Genomic DNA, 15,511 nt, shown 5'->3' on the forward strand with positions numbered 1-15,511 from the left:
CCAAAAAAATTGAGCATAATAGAAAGCACCTTAACCAGGCGGCTTCATTGACAGATGCCCGGCTCAGTTATGAACACAGCCCGTCCAGTTCTGAGAAGTCCAGGGCCAGTACTTCGACTGGCTCTGCCTTACCCTTGACAGAAATTTCCATAGTTCGATCTTGCCACAACTCTTTGGCAAGGCATTTGTATACGTCAATGCTGATTACCACGTCCTTGCCCAGCTCCTTGGTAGCGCCTTCAAGTCGAAACGCCAGGTTCACCGCGTCACCTATTGCACTGTCGCCACGCTCTACGCCGGTAGCGGCCATGCCGGTATGAATACCGGCACCGATCTTGAGCACGTGCGGCAATTTCCGATAATCGCGTCCGATTGCGCGGGTTTGATCATTCAGCTGGCACGCCGCCCTGATCGCCGCGTTGATACTGGCGCGGACATCATCAACCACTGGCCAACGGGCGTACACACAGTCCCCCAGGAACTTGTCCACCAGGCCACCATTGGCTGCAATGCAATCATTTGCAGCATGAAACCATTTGTTCATGATCTCCGTCAGCGCCTTGATGGGTATGGATTCAGACATCCGTGTAAAACCGCGGATATCTGCCACCAGGATAGTATGTTGACTGACCTCAATACTGGGTGCCATCAAGACAGTGTCGGCAGATTCCTGATCGTCGTCACCTGCCTCGCTATCACGCTGCTGGCGAAAACTGATCGTAGCCGAGCCGATGGTGATCTTGTCACCATCAGACAACAAGGTTGGCAGGATGACCTTTCGTGCATTGACCATGCTACCATTGGCGCTGCCTTCATCGACCAGGTAAAAATCCTCATCGCCCAGCAACCTGATAATGGCGTGGCGACGCGATACCAGTCGATCCAGAATAACAATATCGCTGTTCTTGTCCCGACCAATGGTCACTACCGCCTTGCAGACAAATTCCCGTGTTTCAGCATCACGCGTCAATGTCAGCACGGCTGTCATAGATACTCCCCGGTCGCCGGGCTCACACCAGGGAACTTGTTAATTATTGTTATAAAAACTTTCTGTCTCATGAATAAAATATGTAGCCAATTAAAGACATCTTTTTACTATACCCCTGTTTTTATAGCGCATCATTCGTCAAGAGACTAATTTTACCGGGAAAATGAACTGAACACGCATATTTTATGCGCCTATTTTTCTCAGTTAAAAGTTGCTACATTTCTTGCTATTTAGTCCGGAAATACCAGAACACCACTCAACATTGAAGGATCAACATGACATGTACGTCTCAACTTTATTCATAGACTGCCGACATTAAATAGACAAGATCGAGGGTCAGTAGTGGCCCGGGATCAGGGCAGGCTCAGCGGGGATCGCGGCAAACGCAGGTTATCGTGTTTGCGCGTTGAAACACAATGGCTCAACAGTTTGTGACCATTGCACCAAAACCGGGCGCCATGGTTGAACGAGAATATTACATCGGATTTGCAATATGTCAACACAAAAAGACATTGAAAACGATACCAAAACTATTATTGAGCGCATCAAAAGTGTCGAGGCAGTGAGCAAGGACAAAGACGTGGCTGAACTGCTTGGCATTGATCAGCGCAACCTGGCCACCGCGAAATCGCGCGGCATTGTTCCTTACGAAAAACTGGTTCGCTACTCCCGGAAAAGTGGCACCTCGCTCGACTACATTCATCATGGTCGTGGCCCGCAAAAACTGGAACGGATAATCACGGTTGAAGGCGGTGCGGCCTACCATATTTGTACCGACCAGGACGCGGTGTACCGGATCGCCGAACAGGTCTACCTGGCTGCCAAGACTCTTGATATCAACCTGCCCGCTGACAAGTTTGCCAATACCGTCAGGTTGCTACACCGCGATTTACTGGATCGTGGCGAGAACGATGTTTCCCAGGACCGGGTCAACGAACTGGTAAAGTTCGCGGTAGGCTGAAACTCTGAATGCGCCGCTGCAGGAACTGCGGTGGCGCTTAGTCCCCGGTTGCGATAGCGCGGGAACTGTCGGTAATCCATTCACTCCATGAGCCAACATAAAGACGACTGCCCATCAGTCCCGCGGCTTCCATCGCCAGAATATTATGGCAGGCTGTCACGCCGGAACCGCACATATGAATAATGCAGCCGGACGGGCGCTCGCCCAACAGCTCTTCAAATTCTTCACGCAACTCGTCACCGGTCATCAATTCGCCGCTAAAATCCAGGTTGTCGTCATAGGGACGATTGACCGCACCGGGTACATGGCCCGCCACCTTGTCCAATGGCTCGATTTCACCGGTGAATCGCTCTTCCGATCGCGCATCAATCAGTACGCAATTGCCCTGGGCAAGTTGTTCCTGGAGTTGATCTGCAGATACCAGCATCTGGTCACGAAGACTTGGCACGAAAGTCACCGGCCTGGCTGCGTGCTGTACTGCTGAAACCGGTCGGTTTTCACGTAACCACTTTGGGTAAACGCCATCGAGCAAGGCAACCTTGTCGTGCCCCATCCATTTCAACAGCCACCACAGGCGACCGGCCATGGCGCCAAAGGTATCGTCGTACACCACCACCTGCTTGCTGCCATCAATGCCCCACTGGCCCAGCTTTGCTGCCAGCGCCTCCACATCGGGCAAAGGGTGACGTCCCGTGGTTTCGGTTACCGGCGATGACAAGTCGTCGTTGAGATTGGCGTAGCGCGCACCCGGTATATGACCTTCCTGAAAACTCCTCAGTCCGGCACCAGGGTCGGTCAGGGTGAAGCGACAATCGATAACAACCCAGTCCGGATCGTCGAGATGTGCAGCCAGGTCGCTGGTGCTGACAAGCGTGGTAAAACTCATATCTATCCACCCATACTTCTTGGTTCTGGTTCGACAACAAGATTACGCATTGCACTCACAAACCAAAACCGGCGCCTGGGCGCCGGTTCGGTGGCAGTGGCCTAGTAGCCACCCTTGCGACGAGATTCAGGCAGACCGCCGATACGGCCACCTTGCTTGCTCGGATCACGCGGGAACAGATCATAAAGATCTTTCTGCGCCAGTTTGGCACCCCACTTGTCACCCATGGCTTTCATGATGTTACGGGTGTTAGGTTGATTACCATTGTTGTTGATGAATTCATCACGCAGGTAGTTGATCAGGTCCCAGTGTTTTTCAGTCAACTCAATGCCTTCTTCCTTGGCGATCACTTCTGCCAGGGCTTCAGTCCATTCATTGTGGTCAACCAAAAAGCCATTGGCCGTGGTTTCGAAGGTTTTTCCGTCAATTTCAATAGCCATCGTCTTTCCTCTATCTTTTAGCTAAACACAGAAATCTTTCTCGTTGGTCAGGGCGCTACCGCATAACCTGCTCGGGTGACACTTCGTCAATGTCCTTGTGCGCAACAAACAGTCCGCATCCCAGGTGGCGATGCTCACCCAGCCCGCGCTGCTGAAGCGTTACCGATTCGGCAACCGACAGCTTGGCCAACATCAGGCTGCATGTCTGCAATTCGCCGCCAGGGATACGCAAGCGACGCGCTTTGCCCGGCAACATTTTGCGCGGGCGAATACCCATGCCCTGCAAACGGCTTGCGATTCTATCAATAAAATCACCCTCGTTGTCACCCGTTTCGACAACAATGTGACGTGAAAATAACGTTGTGCTGGTGCTCAGATCACGATTTGCGGCCTTAAGCAACGTCATTGGATGTCCGGCAACGTCAAGCGTCTTGCCGAGTAACGCTTCGGCCTCTTCACGGCGATGATCCGGAATGCGCAGCACCAGGCGCGTGCGCCGGGACAAGTGCAATAGCTCATCCGGGTGTTCCGGTCGCATCCAGCCATTACCGGTTTCACTGATCTGAATGGGATGCACGCCAGCACCGGCTTCGTCACGTAACCAGGGCAATTCTGCCAGCAGCGCCTGCCCCAGCGCCCAGGCGTGCTCATTGGGAAGATGTTTGCACTGAATGGTAAACACTAGGTCAATCACATCCTTCGGAACCGTAAAGTCGCCGTCTTGCGGATCTTCTTCCCAGTACATGGACATTTTTGCGTCTCCCGGTCAGTTAACCGGCAAGCGCTCCTGCAGCTGTTCGCGGTCAAACCACCAGTCATCCTGGACCAGCACATCCACGACATTGCGGAAACGCGGTAAAAACAAGGCTGGATCGTGTAATTCCAGCTTGCGGAACCAAAAATCAAATTCATCCTGCTTATCTACCTTGCTATGACGACGGGCAACCGTGCCCAGCAGGTTATTGGTAAAAAACAACAGGTCTTCGCGGGCACGTCCCGGTTGCGTGCGCATATCGGCGATATAATGGGCCACCACGGCCGCCAGCGCGCCGCCGTCCGAATCATCCGGCGTCTCATCAACCACATGCTGAAGCAAGGCAACACTCAGTTCCGGATCTACCGGAAACGTTACCGCCAGCCAGATGCCCTGGCCCAACGCGCTCAGCGCGCCTTCTTCACCGGTATTGAACAGGATGTCGCAGGCAATGGCCGCCTGCTCAAAATCTTCGGCTGCCAGGAACACATCAAATGCGTTCCTGGCGATATCCCAAGACTCGCTGCCCCGCTCCAGCTCTGCCAGTGCCCTGGCTACCTGTAGATCCAACTCGGCTTTACGGGTCGGCTCGACATTTTCCGGTAACGCCTCAATCTGGCGGCGGGCCGCATCAATTTGCTGCTCCAGACGCAGCGTTGACGCGACCGCGTCTTCGGCGCCATCTGCGTCCAACATGCCGGTATCTGAATCTAAATACTTCATATCTTCTCCAACAAACTTTATCGCGTCACGGAATTCACGCCAACGAATGCTCCTTCAAGCCGGTCTTCCCAGTTGGGAGGCGTATCAGGAAACGGCGGCTTGACGTCCATTTTAAAAAATATCTCGGTTGCCGCTCGAGCTTTTACCGCTTCGAGCAGATCGTCAAATGTTTCGAGATCGTGGTTTTGAATCAGGATTTCGCTGAGATATAACATCGTTCACTTTCCATTGGTTTGGTCCCGGTATCCAGGCCACACTCAGGGCTCCATTACCCCGATGATGTCTTCAATACCGGTATGTGCAATTCGATCATAGTACCTGGCACGATACAGCAGCCGGGTATCGGCTTCACCGGTCTCAAACGCGGTGCGGTTATGCAACACATTGTTGCATAACAATCCTTCACCAGCCTTGAGTTTGTGCCGGAAAATATAGGTTGAATGACTATCGAGCAGTTCAGCCAATGCCGCCACCGCTTCCTGGGTCAGGCTCGACGGATTCCATTCGATACTGCGAGTCCTGGCTGTGTAACGCATATGCAAACTGCCGTCCACCGCTGACACTGAAAATACAGGTCCTGACTGCGCCGGCCGCTCCACGACATCGGTCTCGCTATTGGCCGGAATCGTCATGGCGTCCTCGGCCATCAGTGCCTCGATATAGCGCGGCTCACGATCACGCAGCAATATGAACGCAATTTCTGGATCCAGCAGTGCGTTTTCTCCGCCCCGGGTCGCCGGGCGCACGCAGTGAAGCAGCATTCCCCGAATTTGCATGTCTCCATTATTATAGTATCCATCGGTATGCCAAAGCAGGCGGCGGTCAGAATACGGGATGTAGCCACGCTGCAATTTGCCTGGCACGACTTGCAACGAGGTAATGCCATCGTCATCGGCAAGCAGATTGGGGTCGAGCCGGGTCATGCCAAAATGCGCCCCCAGTGCCCGGGGAATGTCTTTTTCTTCACCACAGACCGATGGATCAGTCGCATAAACAACCATATTGGTTTTTTGGCAGCAAGCCAGCAGTTTACTGGTTTCATCGCCGGACAGCCTGGAGGGGTGCTGAATTTCTACACGCAGGTTGTCGACAGACTCCGGGTAGGCATTGAGCTTGGTTTCACGCCAACGCAGATACGCCTGGTCGTTTCCCGGCAAAAATGGACTAGCTTGCACGTCTGGCACCCTCGCTTTGCAATATTGCGCGTCACTCATATGCGACCAGTGGCCCGCAATATGGGGGTCAAAAACCCGAAATTCAATTCATCCCCGGAGTGGTGTGAGAACTGTAGTCGTATTCAGAGGCGAAAAAACGCTGAAAATATGCCGATTAGCCCAACCGCTGTTTCGCACAGCGGTCTAAGAAGTTCCAGCGGGCTCAAGATTTCGTCATCCAGGCCGATATGCCACTAATTAGCTAAGTCCTTGTTTTTATGTCAGAAGAAAATTTTGTAGTCACATTAGGGCCCAAAACAGGCGCCAGGGATATATCCCGTTTGGGAGGGGTAAAAGAATATTTATCCATCCCTTCTGACAGACTTTTTTTTCGCAGCCCATCTGACATAGACTGCGCGCACCTTGAGCGGGAGCGCCGCTGGTTCATGCCCATAAGAAATGGCTATCTACCCATTGCCATTCTCTTGGGAAAACTGAATAATACGCGCCCGCCGCCCAAATGAATTTACGGGCCAAGATTTAACCAAGTTTTTTGGCCAGTTTTTATGTCGGTCATGTCAAATAAAAGAGACTTGGCCGTACTGACTAAATGCCAGATCCGCATAGGAGGTAATTGAGCATGGCGAACAAGCCCAAGAATCCTGAGAAACACAGCACTTACTTACCGCTGGACCAGAAGAAATCCAGCAAGCCTTTCCACGACACACCAAATCTGGACGAGCTGGAAAGTGGCCCATGGCCTTCTTTCGTAACCGGCCTGAAGCGTCTGGCCCTGGAAAACAATATGATGGTTGACCTCCTGGGTCAGCTGGAACACTCCTACAAGACCCGCCTGGGTTACTGGAAGGGTGGCACGGTTTCTGTATTCGGCTATGGCGGCGGCATCATTCCGCGCTTCACCGAACTGATGGATGAAAACCACAAGCCGATGTTCCCGGAATCAAAAGAATTCCATACCCTGCGTATCCAGCCTCCTGCAGGTAACCATTACACCACCAAGATGCTGCGTCAGCTGTCTGACAGCTGGAACAAGTACGGTTCCGGACTGATCGCTTTCCACGGCCAGACCGGTAACATCATGTTTATCGGTACGACTACCGAAAACACCCAGCACTTCTTTGACGAAATCAACGAGTACGGATGGGATCTCGGTGGTGCCGGTCCTTGCGTACGTACCGGCATGAGCTGCATCGGTGCCGCCCGTTGCGAACAGTCTTGCGCAAACGAGCAGAAGATTCACCGCCTGCTGGTGAACAACTTCCAGGACGATATGCACCGTCCTGCCCTGCCGTACAAGTTCAAGTTCAAGGTTTCCGGTTGCCCGAATGACTGCATGAACTCCATTCACCGCGCTGACTTCGCCGTAATCGGTACCTGGCGTGATGATATGAAGGTCGACCAGGAAGAAGTGAAGAAATTCGTAGCAGGCAAAGGTCGCCAGTACGTCGTTGATAACGTTGTCAACCGCTGCCCGACAAAGGCCCTGTCTCTGAACGACGACGACACCCTGGCAGTTGATAACCGTAACTGCGTTCGCTGCATGCACTGCATTAACGTTATGACCAGGGCCCTGAGCGTTGGTGATGACAAGGGCGTCAGCATCCTCATTGGCGGCAAGCGCACCCTGAAGATCGGTGATCTGATGGGAACCGTGGTTGTTCCATTCATGAAACTGGATACTGAAGAAGATTACGAGCGCCTGGTTGAACTGGCTGAAGAAATCATCGACTTCTTCGCTGAAAATGCACTGGAACACGAACGTACCGGTGAAATGATCGAACGCATCGGCCTCGGTAACTTCCTGGAAGGTATCGGTCTCGACGTGGATCCAAACATGATTACCCACCCACGCGCCAGTTCCTATGTTCGCCTTGACGAATGGGATGCTGAAGCAGCCAAGTGGAACGAGCGTAAAGCTGGTTAATCTGTAAAGACGCGGCAAGGTCCGCCTTAATCGGCGGACCCTTGTTAACGAATTTAAACTTTTTTGAAGAATTTAAGGTATTTGGAGGTTTACGATGGCTGATACTCCACGCTCACCAATCGAGAGCGGTACGCCGGATCCGTTTCAGTACATGCACCCAACGTTCCTGAAGAACTTCGGTCGTTGGAAATACCATGATCGCCCACGTCCGGGTGTTCTGCACCACGTTGCCGAAAGTGGCGACGAAGTATGGACTGTTCGCGTCGGTACCCAGCGTCAGTTGGGCCCCTACGAAATCAACCTGCTGTGCGACATCATCGATGACCTGGCTGACGGTTATGTCCGCTTCACCATCCGTTCCAACATGGAAGTCATGGTTACCGATGAAGCCAAGGTTCAGCCGCTGATCCAGGCTTTCGAAGATGCAGGCTACCCGGTTGGTGGTACAGGTAACTCCGTTACCATGATCTCCCATACCCAGGGCTGGCTGCACTGCGACATCCCGGGCACCGACGCTTCTGGCGTAGTCAAGGCCCTGATGGATGAACTGCATGAAGAGTTCATCAACGAGCGCATGCCTAACCGTGTCCATATCACTACCTCCTGCTGCCAGATCAACTGCGGTGGCCAGGGTGATATCGCTATCAACGTTCAGCATACCAAGCCACCCAAGATCAATCATGATCTGGTAGCCAATGCCTGTGAGCGCCCTTCTGTTGTTGCCCGCTGCCCTGTAGCCGCGATTCGTCCGGCCATGGTTAACGGCAAGCCTTCACTGGAAGTGGATGAAAAGAAATGTGTCTGCTGTGGTGCCTGCTTCCCCCCATGCCCGCCAATGCAGATCAATGATCCGGTTCACACCAAGCTGGCAATCTGGGTCGGCGGCAAGCACTCAAATGCTCGCAGCAAGCCTTCATTCCACAAGCTGGTTGCTGCCGGCATCCCCAACAATCCTCCGCGCTGGACTGAAGCTGCCGAGATCGTCAAGAAGATCCTGGCTGTTTACAAGGAAGACGCCAAGGACTGGGAACGTGTTGGTGACTGGGTTGAGCGTATTGGCTGGCCACGTTTCTTCGAACTGACTGAACTGCCGTTCACCAAGTTCCACATTGATAACTGGACCGGTTCACGCTACACCCTGAACGCGTCCGCTCATATCCGCTTCTAAGCCGGAATCAACGGGAGAGGAATATGAAGTACGGTATTTTGGTCAGTGAAGGCCCGTATACGCACCAGGCTGCTGATACTGCTTATCACTTCACCAAGGCAGCACTGGAAAAAGGCCACGAAATCTTTCGTGTGTTCTTCTACCACGACGGAGTGAACAACGGTACACGTTACACCACTCCGCCGCAGGATGAACGTAACATTGTCAAGCGTTGGTCAGCGCTGGCCAAGGAACATAACCTTGACCTGGTAGTCTGTGTTGCTGCGGCTCAACGCCGCGGCATCGCCGATGCAGATGAAGCCAAGCGTAACGGTTTGGACGGCGACAACATCGCCGAAGGCTTCCGCATCTCTGGTCTCGGCCAATTGGTTGAAGCCGGTATCCAGAGCGATCGTCTGGTAACTTTTGGCGACTGATTACGGAGCGATTGAAATGTCAACAACAAAGAAATTCATGTACGTCAACCGTAAGGCTCCTTACGGCACCGTATACGCACTCGAATCGCTTGAAGTAGTTCTGATTGGCGCAGCATTCGAACAGGATGTTTGTGTAGCTTTCATTGATGATGGTGTCTACCAGATCAAGAAAGGTCAGGACACCAGCGAAAGCGAGATGAAAAACTTTTCGCCCACCTACAATGCACTGGGTGATTATGAAGTCAACAAACTGTACGTTGAGAAAGAGTCGCTTGAAGAACGCGGCCTGACTCTCGATGACCTGATGCCCCTCGTCTATGAAGACGAAGATGACGATTATGCTGAAAAGCCGTCCATCAGGATCGTTACACGTGCCGAAATGGCTGACCTGATGGAAGAGCAGGACGTAGTCCTGAGCTTCTAAGAGGAGATTAACATGCTGTTACATACCGTTAATAAATCGCCGTTTCAGAACAACTCGCTGGACAGCTGCATTACTCATGCAAAAGACGGCAGTGGTATCTTGTTGACTGAAGACGGTGTTTATGGAGCCCTGAAAGGAACCGCGTTCTCTTCAAAGGTTGCAGACGCCATGAAAACCAAAAAGGTTTACGCTCTCGGACCGGACCTGAAAACACGCGGTGTTACTGATTCTGTTCTGGATGGCGTTGTAGTTGTGGATTACGCCGGATTTGTTGATCTGACTGCTGAATACAGTCAGGTTCAGGCCTGGCTGTAAGATCAGTTCATCAATATTTAATTTTATCTAAAGAGGAGACCGCGAGATGGCTACTATTGAAGTCGGCGGCAAGTCAGTAGAAGTGGATGAAGAAGGTTACCTGGTTAACCGCGAAGACTGGAATGAGGAAATTGCCAGCATTATGGCAAAAGAAGACGATTGTGATCTGTCTGATGCTCACTGGGAAGTAATCAACTTCCTGCGTGAATATTACGAAGAGTACCAGATTGCTCCGGCCGTTCGCGTTCTGACCAAGGCCATTGGCAAGAAACTGGGCAAGGACAAGGGCACCAGCAAGTACCTGTACGAACTGTTCCCGTATGGCCCGGCCAAGCAGGCATGTAAGTATGCCGGCCTGCCGAAGCCTACTGGCTGCGTGTAAGAAGCTGTACCAGGGTTGTGGGGCGGTATATCCGCCCCGCTTTCCGCCTGAGCCCGGCCGGTCCGGACTCTGCGAATCAAGACGAGACACTCGGTAGTTGGGGTATGCAATGTCTGCATTGACTGCTACATATGCTGGTTTATTTTACTTTGCAACAGTCGTTCTGTTGTTTGGTCTCATATACAAAATTTCTGTATATGCACGCACGCCAGCTCCATTAAAGATTGTAACAACACCTGCACCTGTTACCAGGCAAGGTGTTGTTTGGCGCATGCTGAAGGAAGTCACCGTATTCGAAAGCCTGTTCAAGTCCAATAAGTGGATCTGGCTGTTTGGCTGGATGTTCCATATTGCACTTGCCCTCGTGCTCTTCCGCCACCTGCGCTACTTCACAGAACCTGTCTGGACCGTAGTGGCCCTGGCACAGCCTTTTGGCAAATATGCCGCCTGGGCGATGCTTGCCGGACTGCTGGGTCTGTTGGGTCGACGCATCGTCGTAGACCGGGTTCGCTACATTAGCGCACCTTCTGACTACCTGATGTTACTGCTGCTTCTCGGAATCGGAGCAAGTGGCGCAGCCATGAAGTTCACCGACACCTATCACACGGATATTGTCGCGCTGAAGAGCTTCTTTATGGCCATGATGGGTCGCGCCGAATTTGGCGCCCTGCCCAATGATATCATGCTGTTGATTCACCTGGCGCTGGTTGCCGTGCTCATGATTATTTTCCCGATGAGCAAGCTGCTACATGCACCGGGCGTATTTTTCAGCCCGACACGTAACCAGGTTGACAATCCCCGTGAAAAACGTCACGTGGATGGCTGGACTGCTGACGATTCAGCAACCAGCAAGCCGGTATAATACAAGACGAAGAATTGCAGAGTTGAGGGGTTAACAAGTGGCTGACTTTGAAAGACCAGCGTTTCGTGAACTCAACGAAATTCCCGTAATCCAGGCGGGTACCATGGCCGGTAACGGCCCGTTTGTTGCCAAACCTAATCACCAGACTGACCTGGGTTTCCCCGGTGAACTGGTCGACGGCTGGGAACAAAAGGTTGTCGACAAGCTTGGGGACATGGTGAAGAACTCACGTGCACTCCAGGTTTACCTGGACGCATGCGTTAAATGCGGCGCCTGTACTGACAAATGTCATTACTATATCGGCACGGCTGATCCGAAAAACATGCCGGTGGCACGCCAGGACCTGTTACGCCAGGTCTACCGTCGCTACTACACACCAATCGGCAAGCTCCTTGGCAACATGGGCCTTGGCTGGCTGGTAGGCGCAAAAGAAATGACCAAGGAAGTGCTGGACGACTGGTATAACTACTACCACCAGTGCTCACAGTGTCGTCGTTGTTCCGTATTCTGCCCTTATGGCATCGATACCGCCGAAATCTCCATGGCCGCCCGCGAAATCATGGATTCCGTCGGTCTTGGCTCCAAGTACAACAACGAAATTATCGCCAAGGTTTTCAAGATTGGTAACAACCTGGGTCTGCCCGAAGCGGCACTTAAAGACACCATGGCTGATCTCGAAGAAGAAATCGAAGAAGATACTGGCGTGCCGGTCAAGTACCCGGTTGACCAGGAAGGCGCGGAAGTCCTGCTGGTTACACCGTCTGCCGACTTCTTTGCCGAACCGCATATCGACGGCCTGATCGGCTACGGCAAGGTTTTCCACCAGGCCGGTATCAGCTGGACCGTATCATCCTACGCGTCTGAAGCAGCCAACTTCTCCATGTTCATCGGTTCCGGTGGCAACATGAAGAAACAGGCGCTTCGCATTCGCCAGGCCGCCCTGGATCTCGGCGTCAAACGCATTATTGTCGGTGAGTGCGGTCACGCATGGCGAGTCGCCTACAATTTCTGGAATACGCTGGCTGGCCCGTTCGATTTCCTCGATCCGAAATACCCGGTTCCGCAACACATTGTTGAGTTCACTCACGATCTCATCAAGCGTGGCGCGCTGAACCTGGACAAGGAAGCCAACGACGAGTTCCGAATTACGTTCCATGATTCATGCAACGTTGCCCGCGCTTCGCGCATGGGCAACATGCCAGGCGGCCAGTTCATTTTGCCGCGCGAAGTAATCAAATCAGTAGCCAACCATTTCTATGACATGGCACCTGAAACCATACACGAGAATACATTCTGCTGTGGTGGTGGCGGTGGTCTACTGACTGATGACCTGATGGAACTGCGTGTCAAGGGTGCCTTGCCGCGCATGGAAGCCTTGAAGCAGGTAGTGGAAGAGCATGATATCAACTATCTGGCTGCAATTTGTGCAATCTGTAAGAGTCAGTTTACCAAGGTGCTGCCCTATTACGATTTCCCGATGCACATGATTGGCAGTCTGCACCAGTTGGTCAGCAATGCAATCCAGCTTGGAACCAAGGATTAAATTTTCGATTAATGGTCTCGCCCGGCAAACCAAGCCGACGAGGCATGACTAAATAGCCTAGTACATAAGTAACAGGAGAATGACAGATGGCAACTCCGGCAGATAAAATGAAAGTACATACCTTTCGCCGCTACAAGGATGGTGATCACGCCCCTCGCGCTTTCCAGGAGCAGATTTTCAGGGGCGACACTTCCTACAAGTGCCCGACCTATATTCACAAGACTCCGCCTTGTCAGGGCAGCTGCCCGGCCGGTGAAGACATTCGTGGCTACCTGAACATTGTTCGCGGTATCGAAAAGCCGTCTGGTGATACCCCATGGCAGGAATATGCATTCCGCCGTTCAACTGATGCCAACCCGTTCCCTTCTGTTATGGGTCGTGTCTGCCCGGCTCCGTGCCAGGACGGCTGTAACCGTAACGAAGTTGATGACTTTGTCGGCATCAACGCTGTTGAACAGTTTATCGGTGACTACGGTCTCGCCAGCAAGCTGACTTTCACAGCCGGTGCTGACACAGGCAAGAAGATTGCCGTTATCGGTGCAGGTCCTGCCGGTATGGCTGCCGCCTACCAGGCTCGTCGCAAGGGTCACGCAGTAACTGTATTTGACGATCATGATCATGCCGGTGGCATGATGCGCTACGGCATTCCTGGCTACCGTACTCCGCGCGACGTACTGGACGGCGAAATCGGTCGTATCGTCGACATGGGTGTTGAAATGCGTATGAACACCCGCGTTGGCAAGGACATTTCCCTGGAACAGTTGGAAAAAGACTTTGACGCAGTATTGATCTGTATCGGTGCCCAGTCCGGCCGCAACCTGCCGATCCCGGGTTCCGAAGCTGACAACTGCATCACCGGTGTTGCCTTCCTGTCCGCATTCAACCAGGGTCGCCTGACCGGTGTTGCCGGTCGCGTCGTGGTTATCGGTGGTGGTGATACTTCCATCGACGTTGCCTCTGTTGCCCGTCGTATCGGCAGCATCAAGAACGTCAACGAAAAGGATCGTCCGGAAAATGTTGTACTGGGTCATACTGCCCATGACGTCATGGATATCGCTGCCCGTGAAGGTGCAGAAGTAATGCTGATCTCACGTCAGCCAATCGAAAACATGACTGCCGCCCAGCATGAAATTGATGATGCCACCCGTGAAGGCGTTGAAATCCGCGGTTCCCTGAACCCGGTAGAAGTTATTCGTGATGCCAATGGACGTGCAACCGGCCTGAAAGTGTCCAAGCTGGACTACACTTCCGGAAAGCCGGAAGTCATCGAAGGCTCTGAAGAAATCATTGAAGCAGACCTGATCGTTGCTGCCATCGGCCAGACCGGTAACCTCGAAGGTTTTGAAGCAGTTGGCAACGACCGCGGCCTGATTGATTCCGACAAGCACTTCCAGGTACCGAATCGTCCGGGCCTGTTTGTCGCCGGCGACATCGTGCGTCCGCACCTGTTAACCACTGTTATCGGCCAGGCTTCTATCGCCATTGACAGTATTAATCAGTACTTCGCCAAGAAGGAGCTGGGCAAGCGCCCGAAGGTTGACGTACATCACTTCAGCCTGCTGAATAAGCTGACCGAAACCAACCTGATGCCGACCAACTACGCGCCGAGTGCTGAGGGTGGTCCACGTGCGATTGACCAGGGTTTGCGTGGTACATCCGAAGATGGCAAGGCCGTGGGTGGTTTCGCGATCCATAACTACGAAGATCGTTCAGGCGCGGAAATCATTCCGTCTACAGAACTGTTCCTTGGCCACTTCAAAAACGAGACTCGTCACAAGCGATCAGAGTCCGTACCGTCAGCTGATGATGTTCTGGGTCATTTTGAAGAACGTATGGCAGGCTTGCCGGAAGAAGAAGTGGTTGCCGAAGCCAAGCGCTGCATGAGTTGTGGCATGTGTTTTGAGTGTGACAACTGCGTCATCTACTGCCCGCAAGACGCGGTACATCGTACACCGAAGAACGAGTCCACCATGGGTCGCTATGTTTATACCGACTATAGCCGCTGCATAGGCTGCCACATTTGTCAGGATGTGTGCCCGACCGGTTATATCAAGATGGGTCTCGGCGAATAATACCTGGCAACGGGAGGAATGGCGGAATGTCAGCAGCAATCAGAAGTACCCTGGCCATCACCCTGGTAGCGCTCCTGTCGATGACAGGAGCTGCGGCCGTCGCTGATAGCCACGGCGAAAAATCACACAGGATTACCGCCAAGGGCGACAAGTGCGTGGAACCTACCGATGTCATGCGTCGTAACCATATGGATTTCATCCTGCATCAGCGCGACGACACACTTCGCCGCGGTATTCGCACCAGCAAGCACAGCCTGAAGGAATGCATCAATTGCCATGCGGACCCGAAGACCAACAGCGTCATTGGTGAAGACGGCTTTTGCGCCGGCTGCCACGAGTACGCGGCTGTAAGTGTTGATTGCTTCAGCTGTCATAACGACAAGGCCGAGACGAAACAATCCGCGGTTACGCACCCTGCCGGTGACACAACCGCAGAAAATTCGTCCTTGCCTGAAGACAACAATTCAAAGTAAACGAG

The 15,511-nt window shown here is 52.8% G+C and carries 18 protein-coding genes; 11 read left to right on the forward strand and 7 right to left on the reverse strand.

Going from position 1 to position 15,511, the window contains the following annotated elements:
* Positions 1 to 67: 67 nt before the first annotated feature.
* Positions 68 to 988, reverse strand: coding sequence for an adenylate/guanylate cyclase domain-containing protein (locus OEZ10_08070; GenBank protein ID MDH5632937.1), 921 nt, complete (start codon positions 986 to 988; stop codon positions 68 to 70).
* Between the two features lie 493 nt (positions 989 to 1,481).
* Here OEZ10_08070 and OEZ10_08075 point away from each other — a divergent pair, with 493 nt between their 5' ends.
* The gene (locus OEZ10_08075) at positions 1,482 to 1,949 is read left to right on the forward strand and encodes a helix-turn-helix domain containing protein (GenBank protein ID MDH5632938.1); all 468 of its coding nucleotides are present in this window, start codon (positions 1,482 to 1,484) and stop codon (positions 1,947 to 1,949) included.
* A gap of 37 nt (positions 1,950 to 1,986) precedes the next feature.
* Here OEZ10_08075 and OEZ10_08080 read toward each other — a convergent pair whose 3' ends face one another.
* From OEZ10_08080 to OEZ10_08105, 6 genes are all read right to left on the reverse strand, one after another.
* Entirely contained in the window at positions 1,987 to 2,835 is an 849-nt protein-coding gene (locus OEZ10_08080) for a sulfurtransferase (GenBank protein ID MDH5632939.1), read from the reverse strand.
* A 101-nt stretch (positions 2,836 to 2,936) separates the two neighbouring features.
* Positions 2,937 to 3,275, reverse strand: a complete 339-nt coding sequence (locus OEZ10_08085; GenBank protein ID MDH5632940.1) for a TusE/DsrC/DsvC family sulfur relay protein — start codon at positions 3,273 to 3,275, stop codon at positions 2,937 to 2,939.
* A 55-nt stretch (positions 3,276 to 3,330) separates the two neighbouring features.
* Entirely contained in the window at positions 3,331 to 4,026 is a 696-nt protein-coding gene (gene cas6 / locus OEZ10_08090) for a type I-MYXAN CRISPR-associated protein Cas6/Cmx6 (GenBank protein ID MDH5632941.1), read from the reverse strand.
* Between the two features lie 15 nt (positions 4,027 to 4,041).
* A complete protein-coding gene (locus OEZ10_08095) occupies positions 4,042 to 4,752 on the reverse strand; it encodes a hypothetical protein (GenBank protein ID MDH5632942.1) in 711 nt (236 codons plus the stop codon).
* A gap of 17 nt (positions 4,753 to 4,769) precedes the next feature.
* Positions 4,770 to 4,967: a sulfur relay protein DsrC gene (locus OEZ10_08100; protein ID MDH5632943.1), complete on the reverse strand. Its 198-nt coding sequence runs from the start codon at positions 4,965 to 4,967 to the stop codon at positions 4,770 to 4,772.
* Between the two features lie 42 nt (positions 4,968 to 5,009).
* Positions 5,010 to 5,927: a TauD/TfdA family dioxygenase gene (locus OEZ10_08105; GenBank protein MDH5632944.1), complete on the reverse strand. Its 918-nt coding sequence runs from the start codon at positions 5,925 to 5,927 to the stop codon at positions 5,010 to 5,012.
* A 619-nt stretch (positions 5,928 to 6,546) separates the two neighbouring features.
* Here OEZ10_08105 and dsrA point away from each other — a divergent pair.
* The 10 genes from dsrA (at position 6,547) to OEZ10_08155 (ending at position 15,506) form a co-directional block, all read left to right on the forward strand.
* Positions 6,547 to 7,851, forward strand: a complete 1,305-nt coding sequence (gene dsrA, locus OEZ10_08110) for a dissimilatory-type sulfite reductase subunit alpha (protein MDH5632945.1) — start codon at positions 6,547 to 6,549, stop codon at positions 7,849 to 7,851.
* A gap of 94 nt (positions 7,852 to 7,945) precedes the next feature.
* On the forward strand, positions 7,946 to 9,019 hold the full coding sequence (dsrB, locus tag OEZ10_08115; protein ID MDH5632946.1) for a dissimilatory-type sulfite reductase subunit beta: 1,074 nt from the start codon (positions 7,946 to 7,948) through the stop codon (positions 9,017 to 9,019).
* A 23-nt stretch (positions 9,020 to 9,042) separates the two neighbouring features.
* Positions 9,043 to 9,435 (forward strand): sulfurtransferase complex subunit TusD, encoded by a 393-nt coding sequence (gene tusD, locus OEZ10_08120; GenBank protein MDH5632947.1) that lies wholly within the window; start codon positions 9,043 to 9,045, stop codon positions 9,433 to 9,435.
* Between the two features lie 16 nt (positions 9,436 to 9,451).
* Positions 9,452 to 9,859 (forward strand): sulfurtransferase complex subunit TusC, encoded by a 408-nt coding sequence (gene tusC / locus OEZ10_08125; protein ID MDH5632948.1) that lies wholly within the window; start codon positions 9,452 to 9,454, stop codon positions 9,857 to 9,859.
* Between the two features lie 12 nt (positions 9,860 to 9,871).
* A complete protein-coding gene (gene tusB / locus OEZ10_08130) occupies positions 9,872 to 10,174 on the forward strand; it encodes a sulfurtransferase complex subunit TusB (GenBank protein MDH5632949.1) in 303 nt (100 codons plus the stop codon).
* A gap of 46 nt (positions 10,175 to 10,220) precedes the next feature.
* Complete coding sequence (locus OEZ10_08135) at positions 10,221 to 10,556, forward strand: TusE/DsrC/DsvC family sulfur relay protein (protein MDH5632950.1); 336 nt, start codon at positions 10,221 to 10,223, stop codon at positions 10,554 to 10,556.
* 109 nt (positions 10,557 to 10,665) lie between these two features.
* Complete coding sequence (locus OEZ10_08140) at positions 10,666 to 11,418, forward strand: respiratory nitrate reductase subunit gamma (GenBank protein MDH5632951.1); 753 nt, start codon at positions 10,666 to 10,668, stop codon at positions 11,416 to 11,418.
* Between the two features lie 37 nt (positions 11,419 to 11,455).
* A complete protein-coding gene (locus OEZ10_08145; GenBank protein ID MDH5632952.1) occupies positions 11,456 to 12,961 on the forward strand; it encodes a (Fe-S)-binding protein in 1,506 nt (501 codons plus the stop codon).
* Positions 12,962 to 13,047: 86 nt separating this feature from the next.
* A complete protein-coding gene (locus tag OEZ10_08150) occupies positions 13,048 to 15,033 on the forward strand; it encodes an NAD(P)-binding protein (protein MDH5632953.1) in 1,986 nt (661 codons plus the stop codon).
* A gap of 26 nt (positions 15,034 to 15,059) precedes the next feature.
* On the forward strand, positions 15,060 to 15,506 hold the full coding sequence (locus OEZ10_08155; GenBank protein ID MDH5632954.1) for a hypothetical protein: 447 nt from the start codon (positions 15,060 to 15,062) through the stop codon (positions 15,504 to 15,506).
* Positions 15,507 to 15,511: the final 5 nt, after the last annotated feature.

The organism is Gammaproteobacteria bacterium, assembly GCA_029880545.1.
Classification (GTDB): domain Bacteria; phylum Pseudomonadota; class Gammaproteobacteria; order Acidiferrobacterales; family SZUA-150; genus JAOUOD01.

Excerpts from the sequence above, each read along its gene's own strand:
- OEZ10_08095 (MDH5632942.1), bottom strand. The coding sequence starts at position 4,752 with ATGAAGTATTTAGATTCAGATACCGGCATGTTGGACGCAGATGGCGCC.
- tusC (MDH5632948.1), top strand. The coding sequence starts at position 9,452 with ATGTCAACAACAAAGAAATTCATGTACGTCAACCGTAAGGCTCCTTAC.
- OEZ10_08155 (MDH5632954.1), top strand. The coding sequence starts at position 15,060 with ATGTCAGCAGCAATCAGAAGTACCCTGGCCATCACCCTGGTAGCGCTC.
- OEZ10_08080 (MDH5632939.1), bottom strand. The coding sequence starts at position 2,835 with ATGAGTTTTACCACGCTTGTCAGCACCAGCGACCTGGCTGCACATCTC.
- dsrB (MDH5632946.1), top strand. The coding sequence starts at position 7,946 with ATGGCTGATACTCCACGCTCACCAATCGAGAGCGGTACGCCGGATCCG.
- OEZ10_08075 (MDH5632938.1), top strand. The coding sequence starts at position 1,482 with ATGTCAACACAAAAAGACATTGAAAACGATACCAAAACTATTATTGAG.
- dsrA (MDH5632945.1), top strand. The coding sequence starts at position 6,547 with ATGGCGAACAAGCCCAAGAATCCTGAGAAACACAGCACTTACTTACCG.
- cas6 (MDH5632941.1), bottom strand. The coding sequence starts at position 4,026 with ATGTCCATGTACTGGGAAGAAGATCCGCAAGACGGCGACTTTACGGTT.
- OEZ10_08140 (MDH5632951.1), top strand. The coding sequence starts at position 10,666 with ATGTCTGCATTGACTGCTACATATGCTGGTTTATTTTACTTTGCAACA.
- OEZ10_08070 (MDH5632937.1), bottom strand. The coding sequence starts at position 988 with ATGACAGCCGTGCTGACATTGACGCGTGATGCTGAAACACGGGAATTT.
- OEZ10_08135 (MDH5632950.1), top strand. The coding sequence starts at position 10,221 with ATGGCTACTATTGAAGTCGGCGGCAAGTCAGTAGAAGTGGATGAAGAA.
- OEZ10_08150 (MDH5632953.1), top strand. The coding sequence starts at position 13,048 with ATGGCAACTCCGGCAGATAAAATGAAAGTACATACCTTTCGCCGCTAC.
- tusD (MDH5632947.1), top strand. The coding sequence starts at position 9,043 with ATGAAGTACGGTATTTTGGTCAGTGAAGGCCCGTATACGCACCAGGCT.
- OEZ10_08085 (MDH5632940.1), bottom strand. The coding sequence starts at position 3,275 with ATGGCTATTGAAATTGACGGAAAAACCTTCGAAACCACGGCCAATGGC.
- tusB (MDH5632949.1), top strand. The coding sequence starts at position 9,872 with ATGCTGTTACATACCGTTAATAAATCGCCGTTTCAGAACAACTCGCTG.
- OEZ10_08100 (MDH5632943.1), bottom strand. The coding sequence starts at position 4,967 with ATGTTATATCTCAGCGAAATCCTGATTCAAAACCACGATCTCGAAACA.